The organism is Rubrivivax soli (assembly GCF_049810355.1).
In the GTDB taxonomy this organism is placed as follows: Bacteria; Pseudomonadota; Gammaproteobacteria; order Burkholderiales; family Burkholderiaceae_C; genus Rubrivivax.
Map to the genome: position 1 here is coordinate 5,900,497 of NZ_CP187368.1, position 21,084 is coordinate 5,921,580.

22 protein-coding genes are annotated in these 21,084 nt (G+C 68.0%); 11 read left to right on the forward strand and 11 right to left on the reverse strand.

All coding sequences use genetic code 11. The annotated features are described in order from the left end of the window. Positions 1 to 7 precede the first annotated feature (7 nt). On the forward strand, positions 8 to 1,732 hold the full coding sequence (locus ACPOLB_RS27130) for a hypothetical protein (protein ID WP_425259191.1): 1,725 nt from the start codon (positions 8 to 10) through the stop codon (positions 1,730 to 1,732). Between the two features lie 8 nt (positions 1,733 to 1,740). Continuing rightward, positions 1,741 to 1,992 carry a hypothetical protein gene (locus ACPOLB_RS27135; protein WP_425259192.1) on the forward strand — a complete coding sequence of 84 codons (252 nt, stop codon included), beginning with the start codon at positions 1,741 to 1,743 and terminating at the stop codon, positions 1,990 to 1,992. Positions 1,993 to 2,166: 174 nt separating this feature from the next. Here ACPOLB_RS27135 and ACPOLB_RS27140 read toward each other — a convergent pair whose 3' ends face one another. Next, positions 2,167 to 2,604 (reverse strand): hypothetical protein, encoded by a 438-nt coding sequence (locus ACPOLB_RS27140; protein WP_425259193.1) that lies wholly within the window; start codon positions 2,602 to 2,604, stop codon positions 2,167 to 2,169. A 54-nt stretch (positions 2,605 to 2,658) separates the two neighbouring features. Further along, on the reverse strand, positions 2,659 to 3,213 hold the full coding sequence (locus tag ACPOLB_RS27145; RefSeq protein WP_425259194.1) for a thioesterase family protein: 555 nt from the start codon (positions 3,211 to 3,213) through the stop codon (positions 2,659 to 2,661). A gap of 66 nt (positions 3,214 to 3,279) precedes the next feature. On the opposite strand from ACPOLB_RS27145, the gene ACPOLB_RS27150 reads away from it, so the two are divergent. Further along, complete coding sequence (locus ACPOLB_RS27150; RefSeq protein ID WP_425259195.1) at positions 3,280 to 3,783, forward strand: MarR family winged helix-turn-helix transcriptional regulator; 504 nt, start codon at positions 3,280 to 3,282, stop codon at positions 3,781 to 3,783. Positions 3,784 to 4,441: 658 nt separating this feature from the next. Here ACPOLB_RS27150 and ACPOLB_RS27155 read toward each other — a convergent pair. Next, positions 4,442 to 4,873, reverse strand: a complete 432-nt coding sequence (locus tag ACPOLB_RS27155) for a hypothetical protein (RefSeq protein WP_425259196.1) — start codon at positions 4,871 to 4,873, stop codon at positions 4,442 to 4,444. A 459-nt stretch (positions 4,874 to 5,332) separates the two neighbouring features. Here ACPOLB_RS27155 and ACPOLB_RS27160 point away from each other — a divergent pair, with 459 nt between their 5' ends. Next, entirely contained in the window at positions 5,333 to 6,349 is a 1,017-nt protein-coding gene (locus tag ACPOLB_RS27160; RefSeq protein WP_425259197.1) for a hypothetical protein, read from the forward strand. A 494-nt stretch (positions 6,350 to 6,843) separates the two neighbouring features. Then, positions 6,844 to 8,277 (forward strand): FAD-binding oxidoreductase, encoded by a 1,434-nt coding sequence (locus tag ACPOLB_RS27165; protein ID WP_425259198.1) that lies wholly within the window; start codon positions 6,844 to 6,846, stop codon positions 8,275 to 8,277. Between the two features lie 471 nt (positions 8,278 to 8,748). Here ACPOLB_RS27165 and ACPOLB_RS27170 read toward each other — a convergent pair whose 3' ends face one another. From ACPOLB_RS27170 to ACPOLB_RS27190, 5 genes are all read right to left on the reverse strand, one after another. Continuing rightward, complete coding sequence (locus tag ACPOLB_RS27170) at positions 8,749 to 9,621, reverse strand: thioredoxin family protein (RefSeq protein ID WP_425259199.1); 873 nt, start codon at positions 9,619 to 9,621, stop codon at positions 8,749 to 8,751. Between the two features lie 60 nt (positions 9,622 to 9,681). Beyond that, positions 9,682 to 10,002, reverse strand: coding sequence for a hypothetical protein (locus tag ACPOLB_RS27175; RefSeq protein WP_425259200.1), 321 nt, complete (start codon positions 10,000 to 10,002; stop codon positions 9,682 to 9,684). 34 nt (positions 10,003 to 10,036) lie between these two features. Continuing rightward, positions 10,037 to 10,330: a pentapeptide MXKDX repeat protein gene (locus ACPOLB_RS27180; protein ID WP_425259201.1), complete on the reverse strand. Its 294-nt coding sequence runs from the start codon at positions 10,328 to 10,330 to the stop codon at positions 10,037 to 10,039. Between the two features lie 77 nt (positions 10,331 to 10,407). Next, complete coding sequence (locus ACPOLB_RS27185) at positions 10,408 to 11,199, reverse strand: molybdopterin-dependent oxidoreductase (RefSeq protein ID WP_425259203.1); 792 nt, start codon at positions 11,197 to 11,199, stop codon at positions 10,408 to 10,410. Between the two features lie 14 nt (positions 11,200 to 11,213). Beyond that, positions 11,214 to 11,840 (reverse strand): cytochrome b/b6 domain-containing protein, encoded by a 627-nt coding sequence (locus ACPOLB_RS27190; RefSeq protein WP_425259204.1) that lies wholly within the window; start codon positions 11,838 to 11,840, stop codon positions 11,214 to 11,216. 97 nt (positions 11,841 to 11,937) lie between these two features. Here ACPOLB_RS27190 and ACPOLB_RS27195 point away from each other — a divergent pair, with 97 nt between their 5' ends. The 4 genes from ACPOLB_RS27195 to ACPOLB_RS27210 all read left to right on the forward strand — a co-directional run bounded on the left by ACPOLB_RS27195 (position 11,938) and on the right by ACPOLB_RS27210 (position 15,893). Beyond that, a complete protein-coding gene (locus ACPOLB_RS27195) occupies positions 11,938 to 12,657 on the forward strand; it encodes a response regulator transcription factor (protein WP_425259205.1) in 720 nt (239 codons plus the stop codon). Then, positions 12,654 to 14,135 (forward strand): ATP-binding protein, encoded by a 1,482-nt coding sequence (locus ACPOLB_RS27200; protein WP_425259206.1) that lies wholly within the window; start codon positions 12,654 to 12,656, stop codon positions 14,133 to 14,135. Before ACPOLB_RS27195 ends, ACPOLB_RS27200 begins: the two co-directional genes overlap by 4 nt. A 122-nt stretch (positions 14,136 to 14,257) precedes the next feature. Then, positions 14,258 to 15,406: a lactonase family protein gene (locus ACPOLB_RS27205; RefSeq protein WP_425259207.1), complete on the forward strand. Its 1,149-nt coding sequence runs from the start codon at positions 14,258 to 14,260 to the stop codon at positions 15,404 to 15,406. 217 nt (positions 15,407 to 15,623) lie between these two features. Further along, positions 15,624 to 15,893, forward strand: coding sequence for an HPP family protein (locus tag ACPOLB_RS27210; RefSeq protein WP_425259208.1), 270 nt, complete (start codon positions 15,624 to 15,626; stop codon positions 15,891 to 15,893). Positions 15,894 to 15,979: 86 nt separating this feature from the next. Here the strand turns inward: ACPOLB_RS27210 and ACPOLB_RS27215 are convergent, their stop codons facing one another. Beyond that, entirely contained in the window at positions 15,980 to 16,954 is a 975-nt protein-coding gene (locus tag ACPOLB_RS27215) for a LysR family transcriptional regulator (RefSeq protein WP_425259209.1), read from the reverse strand. A gap of 117 nt (positions 16,955 to 17,071) precedes the next feature. On the opposite strand from ACPOLB_RS27215, the gene ACPOLB_RS27220 reads away from it, so the two are divergent. Both ACPOLB_RS27220 and ACPOLB_RS27225 read left to right on the forward strand, forming a co-directional pair. After that, entirely contained in the window at positions 17,072 to 17,620 is a 549-nt protein-coding gene (locus ACPOLB_RS27220; RefSeq protein WP_425259210.1) for a carboxymuconolactone decarboxylase family protein, read from the forward strand. Between the two features lie 79 nt (positions 17,621 to 17,699). Continuing rightward, positions 17,700 to 18,377, forward strand: a complete 678-nt coding sequence (locus tag ACPOLB_RS27225; protein WP_425259211.1) for a pyridoxamine 5'-phosphate oxidase family protein — start codon at positions 17,700 to 17,702, stop codon at positions 18,375 to 18,377. A 330-nt stretch (positions 18,378 to 18,707) separates the two neighbouring features. Here ACPOLB_RS27225 and ACPOLB_RS27230 read toward each other — a convergent pair whose 3' ends face one another. Continuing rightward, positions 18,708 to 20,264: a serine hydrolase domain-containing protein gene (locus ACPOLB_RS27230; RefSeq protein ID WP_425259212.1), complete on the reverse strand. Its 1,557-nt coding sequence runs from the start codon at positions 20,262 to 20,264 to the stop codon at positions 18,708 to 18,710. 47 nt (positions 20,265 to 20,311) lie between these two features. Beyond that, positions 20,312 to 21,073: a LytR/AlgR family response regulator transcription factor gene (locus ACPOLB_RS27235; RefSeq protein ID WP_425259213.1), complete on the reverse strand. Its 762-nt coding sequence runs from the start codon at positions 21,071 to 21,073 to the stop codon at positions 20,312 to 20,314. Positions 21,074 to 21,084 lie beyond the last annotated feature (11 nt).

Below are 21,084 nucleotides of genomic sequence, written 5' to 3' on the forward strand. Positions count from 1 at the left end.
GTCCACCGTGGAGAAGGCAGAGTGGAACGTCCGGGCCGGGAACTCAGATCACCAGATCCCGGCGACCCCGGGACCCGTGCCGCTCAAGTGGGCCGGCGACGCGGCGACGGGTGCTCCCCGGTCCATCCATGTCCCGGACATCGTCTCGCAGGCCGCGAGTGCCGTCTGTCCCGGCTGTGGCAGCAAGTTGTGGAAGGTCCTGGCGGGTGAGCCGCTGCGCGTTCAACCGACGGCGCATTTCCGCCACGTGGCCGGCTCGCCGCGGACCGCGTGTGTCGTCGTCTCAGCGCGCCTGGCCGCCTCGCACCTTCTGGCGTCGCTGGGCTACATCGACCTGCCGCGACGGCGGGTGAGTGCCGTCTTGAAGGGTTTCAGCGGGAAGGGGTGCGAGGGATGGGTGGAGGAGCAGGCGCAGCGCGTTCGGGTCAGTGATGTGCGCATGGTCGAACTGGCCGCGGCGGAACTGACGCTGGACGATGGCAGGACCATCCTGGTGGACCTGACTGGAGAGCGCGTCGAAGGCCAAGCAGGACGCGCTGTCATGACGATCAACCTGTCGGATCCGGCGCTGGCGGAAGTGGACGTGGACGAACTGCGAGCGCGTTTGCGGCTGCTGCCGCCCATGAGATGGTGCTCCGACTGGCGAGATCGCAAGATGTCGTCACAGGCGCGGACCCGGGCCGCAGACGAAGCGCGCCTGGAGCTTGACGCCTGGACCGAAGAGGACGGGGCGCGGTTCCAGGCGCAACTGCCGCCGGGCGCGGACCCGGAGGCGACCGCGACGATGCATCGCGAGACATTGCTGCACCGAAGCGTCAAGTCGACGCTCGAAGACGCGAGGTGCATCCGAGCACCGGGCCTGCATGTCGCCGTGCAGCGTGACGCACCGGATGGGTACGGCGACGGCTGGGAGCATCATCGCGTTGAGATCCTGTGGTGGAGCGCGCCCGCCGAACTGTGGTTCGAGGCCGTGGAACTGGCGAGGCGCCTCGGCCGTATCTTTCCGGATGTTGTCGGGCGTCTGGCGGAGCCTCGGCCACGCCCACGCATCTTCGGCGGCATGGCCACGCGGGTTCAACGAGGCGACGTCGAGGACGAGGAAGAGCGGCACGATGAGTTCCCGGCGCACTGGTCGGAGGCGGTGCTGATCGAAGTGGCGGTCACGCACAGGGTGGATGAGGAGAAGCTGCGGAAGATCCGGCAACTCGATCTGCCAACGCTCGAGACCGACCTCGGTTCGATGGGCGGACGCCTGACGCTAGACGGTCTGCGCAAGCAGGTCGTGGATGGAGTGGAGGGGAAGCAGTGGCTGCATCACCCTGCGCCGAGAACCCGCCGCGCCGTGCTGGGCTACAAGCTCCGTGAACATGCCGAGGGACTGGCCTACCAGGCCTACATCCGGGCGCACCGGCGTCAGCGGCTGCTCGAAACGCCCCCCTTCACATTGGGCGGAGCGGTACCTGCTGGCACTCAGGGCGTTCTGCGACGCCAACATCAGGATCAAGTCAGGATCAAGCGACTTCGAAAGACGGAAGGACCGCGATACCTTGAACACCTGGACGAGGACAGCGAGGAATGGGCGGAGGTCGCCCTGTGCGCAGAGGCCCTGGAAGCCCACGGGTTCGAAGGGGTGCCGAGCGCGTGTTCGCCCGCACGATCGTGCCTCGCATCCTGTCGATCCAGCTGGACACCGGGGTCGGCTACGCCGTGTCGAGCGCGATCCAGGTGGTGAACGCGATCATGAACACACGCAGCGACAACGGTACACAGTGGCTGTCGCTCTACCTCATTGCCGCCAAGTCCTTTGAGGTGGAGCGGCACTTCAGGCCCGAGCAGATTCGACGTTTCCGCGAGTGGCGCGCGGAGGTCGTCCGGCAGATCGAGGACGGGACGCCCGAGTACCTGCGGCCGGCCCGATCCGACGCCATCCTCTCCTTGCTCTTTCCGGCGATGGCAAGCGGACTGGCAAACGGAAAGGGTCGTGTGGCCTGACTTCCCAGGTGCCGTGACAGGTGGCACTGGCCGTGCACCGGTCGTTGGCGAATACCCGGCCCCGGCCACGAGCAGACGTTTGGGGTGGCAACAGGAAACAGTCTTGCGCGACCTGTGCAAGCAGCTCGACAAGCGAAGCAATTGGAGCCAGCAGTTGCACCTGCTCTATGCCTCTCAGAGTTGCGCCCAGACTGCCGCCGTCCCCCAGGCGTAGAGGCTTCCGATGCTGAGGCAAATGCCCGAGGACACCAACCAGAAGATTGGCGGGTTTCCTGGGAACCAGGGCTTGACCCATGGTGAGCAGCAGGCGCGGGCCAGAAAGACAGCACTGATCGCAGGAAGAACAAACTTCGCCAGAGGCAGCTGTTCGATCACTCCGGCAGCGGAGAAGGCGTAGGCCGCCCAGGAGAGCAGCACAGCAGCGATCCCCAGAGTGACGAGCGTAGGGCGGAATTTGCCAGCCTCGACTGCGCGAGCCATGCGCTCGCCGGCACCCATGCACCGGTACGCCGAAGCGCCCAGGACAATGCAGGCCAGGTGAGCGACGGCGGCAAGCGACGTGAGCGCCCCGGCCATGATCAGTGCCTGTGGGCCTGTCGTGTTCATATCCATCGAAGTCCAACTCCGGTTCTCCACGATTGGCCCTCTTGATGGGTTCTGGACTGGCTAGACACATTCGCCGCGAACGAGGTCTGCGCGCCCGTCGATTGCCGCCCGTTCGGCCGCCAACCAGTGATCAACTGCCACGGGCAACGGCAGCGACTCAAAAGCATGTCCCAAGCGGGCGTAGCTCTCTGCATTCGGCACGAGCCCGGCGCGCCCCACCGCGGCGCCCTTCATGTAGCCGGCCGCGCAGAGCGTGCCATCCTCGCGCTGGAACTCGAAGCGCATGTAGTTCCAGACATGATCGGCGCCGGCCAGTGCGAAGCGCAGCAGGTAACGCTGGCCCGGCATCAGCCCCTTCCGATAGGTGATGACGGCGCCGCCGCTCATCGGCCGCCAACCCGACTCGAGCATCACGCGCGCAAAGCCGCTGCGCACGAAGTACTCCACCAGCATCAGGTCGATGATGGTCAGGTACCGTCCATTGTTCATGTGGCCGTTGATGTCGAGGTCGCCCGGCCAGACGCGCATTCGCCGTTCGATCGTTGCGCCCGGCGCGATGCGGGGCAGCCGCCACGCTCGCAGCAGTGTCCAGGCCAGACGTAGCCAGAGGTTCATGATCTTCCTTAGAATCGTTCGATACCGAACAATATAGTTCGTTCTCGAACGATTGGCAACGCTCTCATGACAAAGCCGCCGCGACCTGCCCGTATCAACGACGACGCCGTCCGCAGCTGGCTCGCTGTCGTTCGCGCCTACCACCAGTGCAGCGAGCTGATGGCGCGGCGCCTCAGCACTGTCGGGGTGCGCACCGCGGAGCATGAGATCCTGGCCAATCTGCGCCGCGAACCAGGGCTCAGCCAGCAGGCGCTCGCCAGACGCTGTTTCACCGCCAAGAGCCACGTCAGCAACCTGATCGGCGACATGGAGTCGCGCGGCTGGGTCAAGCGGGAGTCAGATCCTGCCGATGGGCGCGTGAAGCGCCTTGTCTTGACCCCCGCCGGCACGCACATCGCAGAACGCGCTGCAGCAGTGCAGGCTGAGGTGGTTGCGCTCATGACCGATGGCGTCCCGCGCGACGAGCTCGAGCTGGTGCGCGCCGCCATGGTCGAGGTCAGCAGGAGGCTGGAGTCGGCGCTGGACCCCACTGCATCTGACGTCGAATGGACGGTCAACTCTCGCTCATGAACGTGGTCGCGCACTGGAGGGGTCGGTCGTGCTCCGTCGTTGCACATTCCTGGAAGGCCCACTGCATGGGCAGCAGGCGGCCCGGTCAGATGTCAGCTTGATCGCGATGTCACTGACTGCATCGGGTCGGTTGCTGCCGGTCGGGCGCGTCGTCCGGATGCTCGCTGTCCGCCGAAGAGCAGTCACCCGCCCTACGTCGACCGCGGCGGCTCAGTGACCGCTCATGGATGTGCAGCCGACGTCGCCAACACCGACGATCGCTGAGATCGCCCGAACGACCGCATTCACCAGCTGCGAACTGGTACTACCGACCCATCTGCGACATTCACTTCATCGGGTCGATTACCTGAAATCGGTCGTTCGCGTAAGGGACGGGTGCCCGGTGGCCGGGCCGGAGTGCGCATCACCGCCGGCTGTAGCCGGAGGCGTGGAGTCGGATCTGTTTCGTATACGCTCTGCGGCATGCAGGAGTTCTTCGATCCGGCGCGCCATGAGGCACTCACCGTCCAGATCTGGAGTGCTGGAGTGCGGACTTGGCGTACCGCGCGATCGAACGCATTTGCGCGGCGGCCGAGGATGAGTTCGACGAACTGGAAGGAAGCTGGCTGTTGCACCCGAAGGACGAGCCTGCGCAGCACGGGGCCGGATCACTGAACCTCTACCGCCACGCCCAGACTTGGCCAGTCTTCGCGTAGCTGGTGCCGTCAATCGTGCCTTGAACGCGAACGGTCAGGAGGCAGCGTTCTGAGGACTCCACTTCCGCGCCAATCACGCTGTAGTTTCCATTTCCCATCAGGCGACCGATGGGGGTACCAAGTTCGCTTTGACACGTTCTACCGTCTGCGCTCACGAAGCATGCGCTGAATTTGGCATGAGCGCATAGCTCGCGCGCGTTCTGGGCATATCCAGCATTGGGCGCGATATTCGTAGGCGGCGGAACGTATCGGCCCTTTGCAGCCAAGAACAGCGCAAAGACGACCATCGCGGCGAACGCAATCAACGAGACCGCCACAACCTTCAGTTGCAAGGGAAGACGCATGAAGAACGCGAGCCATTGGCTTGCGCTGGGTTGCTTACCTGTCGTGCTCATATCCGGAACATCGGTAGGGGGTCGGGGAGGATTGGGATCGATCCTCGTTAGCGCTTCGGGGACCCAGTCGCGTCTTCAGCTGCACAAGCGAGTTGGCGCCGACGGTCCCGTCGACACGACAGTGTTTTCGGACATTTACTTGGTCACTTGAGTCAGATGTGCTCAGACCCAAGCCAAGCTACTTCAACGCCTGACCCCTCGCAGGATTCGGGTGGTCTTGCAGAGACTACCCTAGGACTCGTGCAGGCACGTGGCCTCCAAGGCGCTTTGCAACACCGCGACTGCGTGTAGACGTCACGACTGATGCGCTCAGTCCGGGGCTCCCGCCGCCGATATTCATGGTGCGGCTCTGGCACGGTCGACTATTCCCCCAGGACAGTCAAGCGAATTGTGATCTCGCAGATTGACCCTTGTGCCTCTCAGTCAAAGCAGGATCCCCTCTCAACACGTCCGACCTCAATGAAATATCACGTCATTGCCATATCCGCTGGAGCAATCGCGATTCTCAGCGCATGCGACTCGGGTTCCAATGCGCCCGCCCTCGACTACAAGTCGCTCATCGGAATACTCAAGAGCGCAGGAGGGGGCGTGGCCAATGCTAAGAACCAGCTGGTTGGTAAGTCCGTGTCGCTGGCGCTCAAGACCAACGGAGGCGTCTTCTTCGTTGAGGAACAGGACGAAGTCCTGTTTCAGTGTGAGGCGGGCTCACAGTTTGCCGGCGGTAGCGTGACGGCGAAGATCGTCAACTACTCGGAGTCAGAACCTGATTCCAATCCGCAAATCTGGCTCGACCGTTGTGTCGACAAGAGTGCGCAAGTGGTCGCTTCAAAGGCCCAGCCGGCCAAGGACGGCGCAAAGCTTCCCAGTAGGTTTGTGTGCAGACCGGGCGCGCTACCGCCCAGCGACGCCGCAATGAAGGCCCGCCAGTTCAGCGTTGAAAAAGGTGTGCACTTTGACGACCGGGGCGAGAATCATCACCACTTCACGCTGTTCAATGACGGGTCGGCCCTTATGACCCGTCGAAACGGTCTTGCTATCGTGCCTTTCCCGTCGTGGAACACGACAGCGTCGGGTTACGAGCTTACCGACGAGAGTGGTGCGAAATTGAGGATCAAGAGCATCCAGACCGGGGAAACTCCAGGCTTCAAGGCGAAACTGACCGATGCGGCGGGTGGTGACTTCATGGACAAGGTCTGGTCGTGCCACGGTGATGGCGCGATTGCCTCCATTGACCCGGCGGCCAAAGCGGCCGCAGCAACTTCGCAGTCGCTTGCACAAAAGGAAGTTAGCCTGCGCGCTTCACCACCTCCACAGCGCGCCGTTGATCCTAACGTAGCTATGGTCAACAAGGTCCGCTCAGGTTCGGGGCCGTACTGCAGCGGTGTCGCGAACCTGATGGAGCAGGCCTTGTCGTTGGGTCGCATGGACCACTTCTATGAGACTCTGGGAAAGGCCCGGGGGTATGGCTGCCTTTGATGTCCCGTCTTCTCGCTGGCCTGCCCGTACGCTGTGCTCTCCTTGGCATTGATCGCGATGGTGCTGTTCGGGCCGAGTAGCTGCGCATCGGCGGGACGCGCCGACCGATCACCAACATAGGTCGGCGCTCGGGTTGTTCAGGTCGGACTAGCTAGGTCGGCGCTATTGGCCGGCAGCTTTGGAGAAACCTGAAGGACCGGCTTGGGTCGATAGCGCAAAGTCACGCTGGTCAGAAGCGGTCATCGACTGGCAGCGGATCGCCAAGCCCGAGAACTACGGCCGCTGTTGCTCGGGAAGCAGGCGTTCGCGCGCCGCGAGGTCGCCATGATCAGTGACCGCCTTGTTGCAGTCATCGGACATTCGCGCTGTAGAGGCGAGAGACCGCAACCGCTGCTCAACGGAGCCCCCTTCGACCGTCAGGTGGGGCGTGCGCGTCAAGCTCAGCGAACTCAGCGGCGGCACGATCAGCCGTCGCACGCGATACTGTAAAGCGCATGGCGATCCCGACCGCTCTCGATCGACGAACGGCCCTTTTGGGATCGCTCGGTGCCACCTGCGCCTTCGCCGCCGTGGACAAGTCGGTCGCAGCGAACGCGCCGCTGCAGGTTCACAACGTCACCGGGCTGTACCCGGTGGAGGTGTCGCGCATCGATGTGCCGGAGAGTACGGCCGAAGTCGCGACTGCGGTCGCGTCGTGGCGTGGGCAGGTCGCGGTGGGCGGTGGTCGGTACAGCATGGGCGGTCAGATCGGCGTGAAGGGGGGCTTGCACCTCGACATGCGCAGGATGAACCGGCTGGTGTGGGTCAGGCCGGAGGCCCGCACGGTGCGCGTCCAGGCGGGGATGCGGTGGCGCGACCTGCAGGAGGTCCTGGACCCACTGGGTCTGGCCGTGATGATCATGCAGAGCTACTCGAACTTCACTGTCGGGGGCTCCGTCTCCGTCAACTGCCATGGCCGATATGTCGCCCTGGGGCCGGTCGGGCACTCGGTCCGCGCGCTGCAGCTCGTGATGGCCGACGGCTCCGTGCTCGAGGTGGGTCCAAATCAGAGGCCGGAGCTGTTCGCAGCGGCTATCGGGGGGTATGGCGCAGTCGGCGTCGTGACCGAAGTCGAGCTCGACGTCGTGCCCAACGTCCGGATCGAGCGCCGGGTAAAGCGGGTACCGCTGGAGCGCTACGTCGACTTCTTTCAGCAGTCCGTGCTGTCGGATTCAACGGCCGTGCTGCACAACGCGGACCTCCTGCCACCGGACTTCGACGCGCCCGTGAGCGTCACCTGGCACCGGGTGGGTGACGACAAGCCCTTGACCGAGACGAACCGTCTCGTTCCAAGAGGCGCTTCCTACGCGCTGGAACAGAACGCCATCTTCGTCATGACCGAGATGATCGGCGGCGCGCGGCTGCGGGAGAAAGTGGTCCACCCGCTGCTGATGAGACCAGCGGCTGTCAAGTGGCTCAATCACGAGGCAAGTCTGGACGCTGCCGAGCTCGAGCCGCGCACGCGGGCCGTATCGACCTACGTGCTCCAGGAGTACTTCATCCCCGCTGGCGGCTTCATCGCCTTTGCGCAGGGGATGACCACCTTGATGCGTCAGCGTGATGTGGAAGCACTGAACATCTCCATCCGGCACTCACCGGCAGACCGGGTGTCGGCGCTCCCCTGGGCGAAGCAGGAGGTGTTTTCCTTCGTCCTGTACTACAAGCAGCGCACGTGGAGCAGCGCGCGGGAACGCGTGGCCCAGTGGACCCGCGAACTGATCGACCTGGCGCTCGCACACGGGGGCCGCTACTACCTGCCGTATCAGCTGCACGCAACGGCCGCGCAGTTCGCCAGGGCTTACCCGGAGGTGGAAGCGCTCCGCCGACTCAAGGGTGCCGTCGATCCCCAGACCAAGTTCTCCAACGAGCTTTGGGGCCGATACCTTTGATCCGGCCGATGTGGGCGTTGCGGGTGCTGGCGCCGTGGACGTCGGAGGTGCGTGAGTCCGCGGCGGCGCCATGAAGCTGACCTCTGAGTCGTTGGTATCGCTCGCCAGTGTCAGCTCACGGCGAAGTCAGCGTAGACCCGGACCCGGCCACAAGCGGTCTTTGCCCACGCTCTTGAAACTCGTGCTCCAGCTTGCCAACGAAGGACGGCTTTCCGGCGTCGGGTCACGGGACCTCGTCGGCTCTATCCAGTCAACGGCGGACGACGTGGAGTTCAGCCGACTCAGTTGAAACCGTCGTTCTCGGGCGTCAATACCTGTCGGTGTGATGACCGGCATCGAACGCAATGGAGTGGCCGTGCGCACGAGCGCTGAGAGCGCCGCGAGTCATTCACTCTTGCCAGCAGGCTGATCCGGCGCGTCTGGATACAACGCGACGACCATGGCCAGGGAGCGTCAAAGGTCACCTCTGGCTCAGCTGCCGGCGGGGACGGAGCGTTTGGCTTCGTCGAGCAATTGGCGGATCGCCTGCTCCGTCTCGGCATAGGCACCTTCGCCAATGTGGCGCCAGCGTACGCGGCCCTGAGCGTCGACGAGGTACAGCGTCGGCCAGTGCTGGTTGGACCATGCCTTCCAGACGGCGAAGTCGTTGTCGATCGCGATCGGGAAATCCAGTCCCATCCGGCGGACTGCGCGTTCGACGTTGGCACGATCGCGTTCGAAGGCGAACTCGGGCGCGTGTACGCCGACGACGACCAGCCCATCGCCGCGGTAGCGCTTCGCCCAGTCGCGCACCGAAGGCAGCGCGCGTTGGCAGTTGACGCAGCCGAAGGTCCAGAAGTCGATCAACACGACCTTGCCGCGCAGGTCTGCGGGAGCCAGCGGCGGCGACTGCAGCCAGCCACTGGCGCCGGACAGCGACGGCATCGTGCCCAGCACGGGCAGAGGTGGCGCCTCGGGCGCTGCCACCAGCACCGCCTGGGGCAGGCGAGCTGCCTCGGGTGCAGCGTCCGCAGCGGGTTGTGAGCCGGGCCGCACGCGCTCGAGCCAGCCCTTTTCCAGCCGCTCCAGGCCCGTGCCGGGGAATGCGGCTGCGAGGCTGGTGTCCCAGCCCGCCGCGATCAGCACGACCGCGGCAAGCACCGCGGCACCGGCGAGGCGGGTCGTCGCACCGGCCCACGGGACGGCCGCCCGCAGCGCGGCGGGGAGGCGCCGGCCGGTGCGGCCGACCAGCACCCGCACCGCAAACAGCATCGCGGACGCGCCGGCCGCGTAGGCCAGCAGCGGCAAGGCGGTGGCGACGCTTCCGCCTTCGAGCGCCGAAGTCGTCAGGATCAGGCCGAGCACCGGCCCGGCGCACGGGGCCCACAGGAGGCCCGTCGAAGCGCCGAGCAGCCAGTCGGTCGCTTACGTCGACCGACGGTCTCCGAGGGCCGCGCCCAACGATTGCAGCGGCCGCAGCAGGCGGGCCGAAAGCGCGGGCCACGCGAGCGCCAGGCCGAACGTCGCCAGCAGGCCGAGCGCCAGCGTGCGGCCGAAGCCATGCGCCTGCGCCGCCCAGGCGCCGCCGGCGGTGGCCAGCAGCATCACCGCGCCGAAGCCGAGCGCGAGCCCGCCGAACAGCCTGCCGCTGCCCCGGCGCGCGAACAGGAAAGGCAGCACCGGCAGCACACAGGGCGATGCCACCGTCAGCACGCCGGCGGCAAGGGACAGCAGCAGCAGGCTCATCGGCGGCTCGGCGACGCAGGCGATGGCGTTCGGGTCACTTCTTCATCTCGTCCTTCTTCATCGCGTCCTTGGCCATCGCATCCTTGTGCATGCTGTCCTTCGCCATGGCGTCCTTGCCCATGGCGTCCTTCTTCATCGCATCCTTGCCCATGGCGTCCTTGGCCATCGTGTCCTTCTTCATGGCGTCCTTCGCCATCGCATCCTTGGCCATGGCGTCCTTCTTCATCGTGTCCTTGGCCATCTCGTCCTTCTTCATCGCGTCTTGCGCGAAGGCGCTGCCGGCGGTGGCGAGGCAGGCGGTGAGCAGCAGGGTGGCGAGCTTCTTCATGGTGAGTCTTCCTGGGTGTTGGCCCCTGGGGGCGGGTTGAAAACAGTGGGGGATTCCTGACGAGTTGGGATGCCAGCTCAGCTGCCGCCGAACCAGTTGTAGCCCTGGTCTTCCCAGTAGCCGCCGGGGTAGGTGTTGGTCACCACCACGGTGTGGATGTGCTTCGGGTTCTTGTAGCCGAGCTTGGTCGGCATGCGCAGCTTGACCGGGTAGCCGTACTTCGCCGGCAGCGGGGCGCCGTCCCAGTCGAGCGCGAGGATCGTCTGCGGATGCAGCGCGGTGGCCATGTCGATGCTGGTGTGGTAATCGTCGACGCAGCGGAAGTCGACGTACTTCGCCGTCAGGTCGGCACCGACGCGGCGCAGCAACTCGCCGAAGGGAACGCCGCCCCACTTGCCGATCGCGCTCCAGCCCTCGACGCAGATGTGGCGTGTCACCTGCGCCGCTTGCGGCAGCGTGCGCAGTTCGGCGAGCGACCAACGGTGGCGGTCGGTCACCAGACCGGTGATCGCCAGTCGCCACGCGTCGCTGTTGACCTCGCGGACCTCGTCCTCGCCGTAGTAGGCATTGAACGGGAAAGGCCGCGTGATCATCGTCTCGGGATAGGTTGGCGCCAGGCGCGTCGGGTCGAACAGCCAACCCTGCACGCGGTCGTTGAAGCGCGAGATCGAGACGAGGGCGGCCTCGACGTGGCTGTCGTCGGTGATGCTGCAGCCCGCGAGCATGGCCACGCCGCCGAGCGTCAGCGTGCGGCTCAGAAAGCGCCGGCGCGACGCATCGGCGACGCGCGGCAGGATCAGGCCCAGCGCCTCCTGGACCACGGCGGGGCCGTCGACGTTCGGATTCGTGCGCAGCGTGCGGGGGCTCATGGGGCGTCCTCGGATCAGCGGCCGCGCAGCATCGCCAGCAGCGTGCGCGGCACCAGGGCGACCATCGTCAGGTGCCCGGCAACGAAGGCCAGCAAGACCGCCATCGCGACGAAGTGCACGTGCCGTGCGCCCTCGTAGCCACCCATCGCTTCGCGCAGGCACGGAAACTGCACCGACTTCCACAGCACCAGGCCGGACGCCACCAGCACCACCAGGTCGAGCACCGCGACCAGGTAGGCGATGCGCTGCAGCCCGTTGTAGTGGCGCGGGTCATCGTGGGCAAGGCGGCCGCGCAGCGCGGCGTTCGCGTCGGCCCAGGCCATGGCCGGGTTCAGCGGCAGGAACTTGTGCACGAAGCGCCCGGTGCCTAGGTTCAGCGCGAGGTACACCGCGCCGTTGACGCCGAGCAGCCACATGCCGGCGAAGTGCCACTGGATCGCCCCGCCCAGCCAGCCGCCCAGGGTCAGCTCGGACGGGAAGCGGAAGGGCCAGATCGGCGCGGCGTTGTAGATGCGCCAGCCGCTGGCCACCATCACCAGCACCGCCAGCGCGTTCAGCCAGTGGGCGGCGCGCAGCCATGCCGAATGGATCGGCGCCGCGGCGCTTGCCGCGAGTTGGTGAGGGATGGTTGCCGCTCGCATGCCGCGCACTGTGCGGCCGCGGTGGTGGCGAAGTCCTCTCCGAATGTTCAACAAATCGTGATGAACTGCTCCAGCGCGCGGCCGGACAATGCGCGCCATGAGCAGCGCTAGACGCATCCTGATCGTCGAGGACGATGCGCACATCGCCGAGCTGATGCGCATGCACCTGACCGACGAGGGTTATGCCGTCGAACACGCCGCTGACGGAACGACCGGCGTCGCGCTGCTCGAACGCGGCGCCTGGGACGCGCTGGTGCTCGACCTGATGCTGCCGGGCGTCGACGGCCTGGAGATCTGCCGCCGTGCCCGTGCGATGGCACGCTACACGCCGATCATCATCACCAGCGCGCGCTCGAGCGAGGTGCACCGCATCCTCGGCCTCGAGCTCGGCGCGGACGACTACCTGGCCAAGCCGTTCTCGGTGCTGGAGTTGGTGGCGCGTGTCCGTGCGCTGCTGCGCCGCTCGGACGCGATCGCCCGCAATGCCAAGCTGGAGGCCGGATCGCTGGAGACCGACGGTCTGGCGATCGACCCCCTGGCGCGCGAGCTGCGCATCGACGGCCGGCCGGTCGAGCTGACGCCGCGCGAGTTCGACCTGCTGTACTTCTTCGCGCGCCACCCGGGCAAGGTGTTCTCGCGGCTGGACCTGCTGAACCAGGTCTGGGGCTACCGGCACGACGGCTACGAACACACCGTCAACACCCATATCAACCGGCTGCGCCTGAAGGTCGAGGTCGACCCGGCGAACCCGCGGCGCATCCTGACCGTCTGGGGCCGCGGATACAAGTTCGGCAGCGCTGGCGAGGTCGCGCCATGATCCGCCGCCTGTCGCTGACGCAGCGGCTGAGCGCGACGGTTGCGCTGCTGCTGCTGATCTGCGGCGCAGCCTCGGTGGCCCTTCAGATGCGGGCCGGCGAGATGCAGGCGCAGGAGGCGATCCAGCGCCTGTCGCTGAACCTGGCGCGGCAGATCGCCGACAACAACAGCGCGCTGCTGTCGCCGGCCGGGCTCGACGACGCCGCGGTGCACGGGCTCTTCGACAAGCTGATGTCGGTGAACCCCAGCGTCGAGGTCTACCTGCTCGCACCGGACGGCCACATCGCCGCCCACGCCGCGCCACCCGGCCGCCTGCGCCGCGACCGCGTCGACCTGCTGCCGGTGCGTGCGCTGCTCGGCGGCGCGCCTCTGCCGGTGCTCGGCGACGACCCGCGCAGCGACGTCGCGCGCAAGGTCTTCAGCGCGGCACCGCTGAAGGTGGACGGCCGCGAGCGCGGCTGGGTCTACGTCGTGCTGATCGGCCAGGAGCACGAGGCGCTGTCGCGCCACCTGGCCGGAGGCGGCGTGCTGAGGACGACGCTGTGGTCGGTGGCGCTGGTGGCGGTGCTGGGGCTGCTGGCCGGGCTGGTGGCGCTGCGCTGGATCACGCGGCCGCTGCGCGAGCTGATCGCCGAGGTGCGCCGCTTCGAGACCAGGGACGGTGCGCAGGAGCCGCCGGCGCTCGCGCTGCCGCCCGCGGTGGATTCGCGCGACGAGATCTCGCAGCTGCGCCAGGCGTTTGCGCAGATGACGCAGCGCATCGCCGCGCAGTGGCGCGAGCTGAGTGCGCAGGACCAGCAGCGCCGCGAGCTGGTGGCGAACATCTCGCACGACCTGCGCACGCCGCTGACCTCGCTGCACGGCTACCTCGAGACATTGCGCCTGAAGGCCGACTCGCTGCCCGAGGCCGATCGCCGCCGCTACCTTGACATCGCGATCGGCCAGAGCCGCAAAGTCGGCGCACTGGCGCAGGCGCTGTTCGAACTGGCGCGGCTCGAGCATGGCGGCGTGAAGCCCGCCAAGGAGGCCTTCGCCCTCGGCGATCTGGTGCAGGACGTGTTCCAGAAGTTCGAGCTGGCGGCCGAGGCCCGCGGTCAGCGGCTGGTGGCCGACATCGCGCCCGAGCTGCCGGTCGTCGAGGCCGACCTGGGCATGATCGAGCGCGTGCTGACCAACCTGCTCGACAACGCGATCCGCCACACCCCACAGGCCGGCGAGATCACGGTGCGGCTGCGCCGCGCCGACGGCGGCGTCGAGGTGCAGGTGTCCGACAGCGGCCCCGGCGTGCCGGAAGCGTTGCAGCGCACTCTGTTCACGCGCTCGGCAGCGAACAGCCGCTGGCGAGAGGGGCCGGAGGCGGCGGGCGGCCTCGGGCTGCTGATCGTGCGCCGCATCCTGCAGCTGCACGACAGCGACATCCGGCTCGTCGAGCAGCCGGGCGCCGGCGCCGTGTTCCGCTTTCGGCTGCAGGCGGCCTGACGGCTTGCGGCCGGCCGTGCGGCCGGCCCGGCGCCCGTCACGATTCCTTGAATTGCGCGTGAGGACACGGCGACCACGCGCGCCAAACACTGGGTCTCCCGCAACCTCACCTGGAGACTCTCATGCCTCATCCGATCCGCCGCCGTGCGCTGATTTCCGTCGCGGCCGCACCGGTCGTCGTGGCCGCTCTCGCCGTGCTGCCAGCCAGCGCGCTCGCCAATGTCTACGACGATGACGGCGTGCTGTCCGGCCTCGTCTTCACGAGCAGCAACGACGCGTCGGGCAACGCATTGCTCGCCTATGCACGCCAAGCCGACGGCACGCTCGCCCTGTGGCGCACGCTGCCCACAGGCGGACTCGGCAGCGGGGCCGGGCTCGGCTCGCAAGGCGCGGTGACCCTGAGCCGCGACGGACGCAGCCTGTACGTGGTCAACGCCGGCAACCACACGGTGTCGAGCTTCCGCCTCGCCGGCCGCGAGATCACGCTGGTCTCGGTCGCCGACTCGGGCGGGTTGCATCCGATCAGCGTCACCGAGCACAACCGGCTCGTCGTCGTGCTGAACGATGGCGGCGCGGGCAACGTCGCCGCGCTGCGCGACGACGACGGCTCGCTGGTGCCGGTGGCCGGCAGCAGCCGGCCGCTGTCCACGGCGGGTGGCTCGGCGCCGGCGCAGGTCGCCTTTGGCAGCGACGGCCGCACGCTGATCGTCACCGAGAAGGGCACCAACCGCCTGGTGAGCTGGCCGGTCGGCAAGGACGACTCCTTCGGTGCGCCAGCGGTCAGCGCCGCACCCGGCCCGACGCCGTTCGGCTTTGCGGTAACGACGAACAACCGCATCGTCGTCAGCGAGGCCTGGGGTGGCGCCGCCGGGGCGAGCACCGTCAGTTCGTGGCGCTTCGATCCGTCGACCGGGCGGGCGCCGCGGGTCGTGAGCGGCGCGGTGGCCAACGGGCAAAGTGCGTCGTGCTGGGTTTCGGCGACGCCCAATGGGCGACACGCATTCGTCTCCAACACCGGCAGCGGCAGCCTCAGCCGCTACGAGATCGGCGCCGACGGAACGCTGACGCTCGCCGAGGCTGTGGCCGGCAGCACGGGCGCGGGCTCGGCGCCGGCCGACAGCGCCATCGCTCCGAACGGGCGCGCGCTGCACGTGCGCAACGGCCGCACGTTCACGATCGCCTCGTACACGATCGACGGGCACGGCCGGCTCGGCGCAGCCCGCTTCGTCGGTGGCTTGCCTCCTACTGCCGTCGGCCTGGCGGCGAACTGACGTTCGGGAGCGGGGAGGGACTCAGGTCCGCCAGCGGGGTAGTCGTGCCTCTTCGGGCCATTCCACGAGGTCGAGCGGCGACAACTCGGCGGCCCGCCACTCCGCGACCCGCTCCATGCACCGCCATCCCGCTGCTCGACCTGCCTGGTGCGTGTTGGGTTCCGGCGCCGGCATCTCGCTCGCGCTGTAGCTGGCGGGTCCACCTCACGCCACCTTCGTGCTGGCTTCGCTGGGAGGCAGCTCGATCTTTCCCTTTGGGCTGACGCGTGCGCCTGCGGCCCAGCTGTGGGCCATCCTCGGTGGCCACCTCGGCGGCGCCTGCATCGGCATCGCCTGCGCGCAGTTCCTGGGATCGTCGCTGCTGGCCTATGCGTTGGCGGTGAGCCTGCTGCTGGCCGTCATGCTCGCGACGCGGACTGTCCATCCGCCCGCTGGGGCCAATCGCATCATCATGGACTCTGCACAGGCGCACCGGGTGCGCTGCTGAACCCGGTGCTGCTCGGCGTGGTGTGCCTCGTCTGCGTGGCCATGGCCTGAAGCCGTGCCCATCCCGGGCTGGTGCACTACCCGGTGTCACCCTTTGAGCCTTCGCCGCCCTCGCTGAACTGGGGCGGTTGGCTGTGACGGTCTGCGGGCACTTGCCGTGTCGAGCGCCGACAGCCGATCGCGCAAGCAACCGACGGCGAAGTCGATGAAGGCGCGGGTCTTCATCGGCAGCCGCCCCTGGCCGGGGTAGATGAGACTGGCCGGCACCGCCGGCGACTCCTGGTCGACCAGCACGCGAACGAGCCGGCCGTCCTGCAGCGCGGCCGCCACCTGGTAGGACAGCACGCGGGTCAGACCGACACCGAGTACGGCGGCCTCGATGGCGGCATCGGCCGTCGACACCGCCATGCGCGAGCGCACGCGCACCTGCCGCTTCTGTCCGGCGGCATCGGCGAAGGTCCAACCGTTGGGGGCCTCCAGGCCATCGAACGTGACGCACCGGTGGGCTGCGAGGTCGTCCAGTGACTGCGGCCTGCCGAACCGCTTCAGGTAGACCGGACTCGCGCAGACCACGCGGCCGATCGTTCCCACCTGCGTCGCGACGAGGTTGCTGTCCGGCAAGGCACCGATGCGCAGCGCCACGTCGACATGCTCCTCGATGAGGTTGACGTTGCGGTCGCCCAGGCGCAGCTGGATGTCGACCTCGGGGTTCGCCTCCAGGAAGGCCGCCGCGACCGGTACCACGTGCAGGCGCCCGAACACGATCGGCGCGGCCACGACGAGCCGGCCCTTCACGTTGGCGTAGGCGCCCGAGGCGGCGCGCTCGGCCTCGTCCACCTGCTCCAGGATCTGACGGCAGGCGTCGAGATAGTCGCGGCCCGCATCGGTCAGCACGAGCTTGCGGGTCGACCGCGTGATCAGGCGCGTCTTCAGGTGCGCCTCGAGGTCCGCGAGCTTGCGGCTCACAGTGGCCAGCGGGACGTTCAGGTGCCGGCCTGCCGCCGACAGGCTCCCTCCATCGACGATGGCGGCAAACACGGACATGGCTTCGAGGCGATCCATTGTTCCGAAAGTCGAGAGAAAGATTCGCGATCGCGTAGTCTAGTTGGCGCAGACGGGAATATCTACAGTCTCTTCACCGGCACTCACCGGCCCCACCAACCCTCCTGGAGCCCCACCATGTCTCGCCTCACCACCCCCGCCAGCATCGACGCCGCCCCCGCCTCGGCCCGCCCGCTTCTCGACGCCGTGAACAAGCAGCTCGGCAGCGTGCCGAACCTGTTCCGCCTGGTCGCGAACAGCCCGGCCGCACTGGACGGCTACCTGGGCATGTCGGGTGCGCTGGCCAAGGGCAGCCTGCCGGCCCAGACGCGCGAGCGCATCGCGCTGGCGGTGGCCCAGATCAACGACTGCGGCTACTGCCTGTCGGCCCACAGCTACCTGGGCAAGAACGTGGCGAAGCTGAGCGAGGCCGAGATCGCGGCCAACCGCCATGGCGGCTCGCTCGACCCGAAGGCCGACGCGGCGGTGCGCTTCGCGGCCAAGGTGGTCAGTGCACGCGGGCATGTGTCCGACGCCGACGTGCAGGCGGTGCGCATGGCCGGCTACGACGACGCACAGATCGTCGAGATCGTCCAGCACGTCGCTCTGAACACCTGGACCAACTACGTCAACTCGGTGGCGCAGACCGAGATCGACTTCCCGGTCGCCCAGGCCCTGGCGGCCTGAGGCATCAACCCACCCCACGACGCGGCCCGCGTTGCGCGCCGTCCTCGTGGGCCGTTGACGTCCTGCTGGAGAACAAGCCATGTCCCGTCCGCCTCCACCCTTCACTCTCGCGACCGCTCTCCCGAAAGTCGGCATCACGGCCTATGCCAGCGACGTGGCCTTCACGGACACGGTGAAGGCGATCCAGGCCCGCAAGGGCTCACGCCCGGCCTATGCACGCATGGAAGTCGGTGGCTCCTGGGCGTCATCCATCACTGCCGACCTGAAGGCCGAGATTGAGGCGCAGACCAGCGTGTTCCTCGCGACTGCCAACGCGGAGGGCCAGCCCTACATCCAGCACCGCGGCGGCCCGGCGGGCTTCCTGCGGGTCCTGGACGAGCACACGATCGCCTTCGTCGACTTCGCGGGCAACCGACAGTACATCACCCAGGGCAACCTCGAAGAGAACCCAAAGGCGCAGCTGTTCCTGATCGACTATGCGCACCGGCGCCGCATCAAGGTGTGGGGCACGGCGCGCGTGGTGGAAGGCGACGAGCCGCTGCTTCGGAGCCTGATGCCGGAGGGCTATCCGGCACGGCCCGAACAGGTCGTGCTGTTCACGGTCACCGCATGGGACGTGAACTGCCCGCAGCACATTCCGCAGCGTTTCGGGTCTGCCGATGTGGAGGCAGCGATCAAGTCTCGAGAAGAGCGCATTGCCGCGCTTGAGGCCGAAGTCGAGCGCTTGCGAAGGGCTCGAACCACCTCGGCATCGTGAGCGAGTGACTGGTGCTCTGTGCGTTGAGCGACTGTGGCGGGCCGACCGCCGCAGGCCACGAACGGCAACTCTGTCGATGCGAAACGCGATGGATCCGGGTCGCTCGTCCGGCATCTTCGGAGCGCGTTGATGGGCTGGTATAGGTCGGGAGTACCAGTTCGCCGCCGGCAATAGCGGTCGTTCGGCTGTAACCAGATCCGCTGCTTCGGTCGGCTGGCCGACTGCAAACGTGGAGCGGTCATCGGTGGCCCCAACCGGCATGCGATCGCTTGCGGCCAGAGCCGCCGCTCCAGCGCCGAGCCCGAGTGGCGGTACCGCCGTCTTTGTCGGTCAGTCAAGAGCGCCCATCTGGCTGGCCCCGACGGCGGCCGCTGCGGACCGGTTGTGGAAGCCCAACACCCACTCGCGCCCGGCCACGGACCCCGCCAGCTGCGAGTCGCCCGTGGCTTCCAGCTGGAACAACCCGATGGGTGTGGCCAGTGCCGCGCGGGTGAGGTCAGGTCCCGGTAGCAGTGCCACCAGGCTCAGCGCGACGGGCGGGCGGCGTGGTCCGCCGTTGTCGAAGCCTGGCGGTTGGTGGTCCAGCACCAGGCGACGTGGGCAGGGGCCGGGCATGTCGGGGCTGCCCTGCACCGTTCCCTCAATTCGCTGCTCGCCCCAACGCCCCGAAAAGCGCTGCCCGGCGGCCGGGCAAGCCAGGGACTTGGGGGGCACCGCTGACGGGCTGGGCAGAAAGAGGCCCGCCAAGGTGCGGGCGCTGTCGTCGATCGCCGAAACCCAACTGGCGTTGGACAGCAGGGCCGCGCTGGTGGCTGGCGTGCCGGGCCACAGCACCAGCGCGCTGCGCGCGCCGATGGCGCTGCCGTTGTGGAACCAGGTCACCCGACCCTGTCGGGGGTCGCGAAGCCGCCAGCCGAAACCGACTGCGTCCGAGCCATGGCGGGCGATGCCGCCATCGACCAGGCGGCTTGGGGTCGTCATCCAGGCCAGCGTGTCGCTGGTGAGCAGCCGACCCTGCAGCAGGCGTCCGCCCCACGCGGCCAGCGCAGCAGGCGTGGCCGACAACCCGGCGCCGCCGAGGCTGTAGCTGTAGTCGTGCGGTGGGGCCACGCGCCAACCTGCAGGGCTGGGCTCGTAGGGGCGGCTGTGGGTCTCGCGGTCGGTGTCGGTCCGGTCGGCGCCGATGGCCAGGCCCGGCGCGATTTGCGTTTCGATGAACTCGGCCAGGGGCAGGCCACTGGCCTCTTCGATGGCCGCGCCCAGCAGGGTGTAGCCCCAGCTGGAGTAGCGGTAGCGGTGCCCGGGCTTGTCCAGCAACGCCCGCCCTTGAAGCCAATGCTGCGCGGCGCGGTCACTGTCGGCATGAGCCTGGCGGCCGCGCATCAGGTCCACGGCCTGGTAGTGCGGCAGGCCCGAGAGGTGGGCGGCCAGTTGGCGTGGAGTGATGCGCGCGCCTTCGTCCTCCGCCGGGTACCACGGCCTCGCCAGGGGTGCTTCGCCATCCAGCCGGCCCTGCTGGTGCAGCCATGCCGCAGCGGTGGCCGTGAGCACCTTGGACACGCTGGCCAGGCGCAGCCGCGTCTCGGGCCCCAGCGGGCGGCGCGCGGCCAGGTCCTGCCAGCCCGCCTGGCCCTGCCAGAGCAGGCGGCCGTCCTGCCACACCGCAGCGCTCAAGCCGGGGACGCCGCTTGCTTCGTGCAAGGCGACCAGCAGTGCCTGGGCCAGGGTTTCGGCACGGGGATCGTCGGCGCTGGCAGCGCAGGGCGCCGTCAGCAGCGTCGCGACGCCCAGCAGAAGGGCCGCCCGGTGGCGCAAGCGCCGCGGGCCTTGTGGGTGTGGCTGCGGACCCGGTGCGGGCGATTGGTCAGGCGGCGTGAAGGTGCTCATGGCGCCATGCTCGGCTGCCCGGCCCCTCGGCTGCCAGCCTGCTGCGTTCAGCCGTGCGAGGGGGGCGCCGAACCGGTGTCGCGCAAGCGCTCCAGGAGCTGGGGCACGTGGTTGCGACTGGCGCGCACCAGGCTGCCGTCGCGCAGCTGCAGCAGGGCGTCGCGGTTGCTCAACGGGCGCAGCGCAGCGACTTGGTCCATGCGCACGATGGCGGACCGGTGCACCCGCACGAAGCGCTCAGGGTCCAAGCGTTCGGCCAGGCGGCTCAGGCTCTCGCGCAGCAGCAGGCGGCGGCCGTCCAGGCAGTGCAGCTCGGCGTAGTCGCCCGCTGACTCGATCCAGGCCACCTCCCCGTCGTCGACGAAGTGCACCTGCCGGCCCACCCGCAGCTCAAAGCGCTGGCGCTTCGCCGCCGGGGCGGCGCTCAGGCCCAGGGCGCGGGCTCGCCATGCCGTTCGGGCGCGGCCCAGGGCTTCGGCCAGCCGCTCCTCGTCCAGGGGCTTGAGCAGGTAGTCCACCACCTGAAGTTCGTAGGCGCGCAGTGCGTGCTGCGCGTGGGCGGTGTGCAGGATGGCCAGCGGCCGCTGTTCCGCCGGCCACAGCGCCAGCAGGTCCAGGCCAGAGAGCCCAGGCATCTGCACGTCCACGATCAGCAGCTCGGGCTGCGCCGCCGACAGGCCTTGCAGGGCGCTTGCGCTGTCACCGAACTCGGCCACGCACTCGAAACCCGGGTGGTCGGCCAGCCGGGCGCGCAGGCCCAGCCGGGCCAGCGGCTCGTCGTCGATGAGGGCCACGCGCAGGCTCTGCATACCAGTCCCGG

Coding starts and splice junctions, on each gene's coding strand:
- ACPOLB_RS27135 (WP_425259192.1), top strand. CDS start 1,741: ATGAACACACGCAGCGACAACGGTACACAGTGGCTGTCGCTCTACCTC.
- ACPOLB_RS27140 (WP_425259193.1), bottom strand. CDS start 2,604: ATGGATATGAACACGACAGGCCCACAGGCACTGATCATGGCCGGGGCG.
- ACPOLB_RS27145 (WP_425259194.1), bottom strand. CDS start 3,213: ATGAACCTCTGGCTACGTCTGGCCTGGACACTGCTGCGAGCGTGGCGG.
- ACPOLB_RS27150 (WP_425259195.1), top strand. CDS start 3,280: ATGACAAAGCCGCCGCGACCTGCCCGTATCAACGACGACGCCGTCCGC.
- ACPOLB_RS27155 (WP_425259196.1), bottom strand. CDS start 4,873: ATGAGCACGACAGGTAAGCAACCCAGCGCAAGCCAATGGCTCGCGTTC.
- ACPOLB_RS27160 (WP_425259197.1), top strand. CDS start 5,333: ATGAAATATCACGTCATTGCCATATCCGCTGGAGCAATCGCGATTCTC.
- ACPOLB_RS27165 (WP_425259198.1), top strand. CDS start 6,844: ATGGCGATCCCGACCGCTCTCGATCGACGAACGGCCCTTTTGGGATCG.
- ACPOLB_RS27175 (WP_425259200.1), bottom strand. CDS start 10,002: ATGAGCCTGCTGCTGCTGTCCCTTGCCGCCGGCGTGCTGACGGTGGCA.
- ACPOLB_RS27180 (WP_425259201.1), bottom strand. CDS start 10,330: ATGAAGAAGCTCGCCACCCTGCTGCTCACCGCCTGCCTCGCCACCGCC.
- ACPOLB_RS27185 (WP_425259203.1), bottom strand. CDS start 11,199: ATGAGCCCCCGCACGCTGCGCACGAATCCGAACGTCGACGGCCCCGCC.
- ACPOLB_RS27190 (WP_425259204.1), bottom strand. CDS start 11,840: ATGCGAGCGGCAACCATCCCTCACCAACTCGCGGCAAGCGCCGCGGCG.
- ACPOLB_RS27195 (WP_425259205.1), top strand. CDS start 11,938: ATGAGCAGCGCTAGACGCATCCTGATCGTCGAGGACGATGCGCACATC.
- ACPOLB_RS27200 (WP_425259206.1), top strand. CDS start 12,654: ATGATCCGCCGCCTGTCGCTGACGCAGCGGCTGAGCGCGACGGTTGCG.
- ACPOLB_RS27205 (WP_425259207.1), top strand. CDS start 14,258: ATGCCTCATCCGATCCGCCGCCGTGCGCTGATTTCCGTCGCGGCCGCA.
- ACPOLB_RS27215 (WP_425259209.1), bottom strand. CDS start 16,954: ATGGATCGCCTCGAAGCCATGTCCGTGTTTGCCGCCATCGTCGATGGA.
- ACPOLB_RS27220 (WP_425259210.1), top strand. CDS start 17,072: ATGTCTCGCCTCACCACCCCCGCCAGCATCGACGCCGCCCCCGCCTCG.
- ACPOLB_RS27225 (WP_425259211.1), top strand. CDS start 17,700: ATGTCCCGTCCGCCTCCACCCTTCACTCTCGCGACCGCTCTCCCGAAA.
- ACPOLB_RS27230 (WP_425259212.1), bottom strand. CDS start 20,264: ATGAGCACCTTCACGCCGCCTGACCAATCGCCCGCACCGGGTCCGCAG.
- ACPOLB_RS27235 (WP_425259213.1), bottom strand. CDS start 21,073: ATGCAGAGCCTGCGCGTGGCCCTCATCGACGACGAGCCGCTGGCCCGG.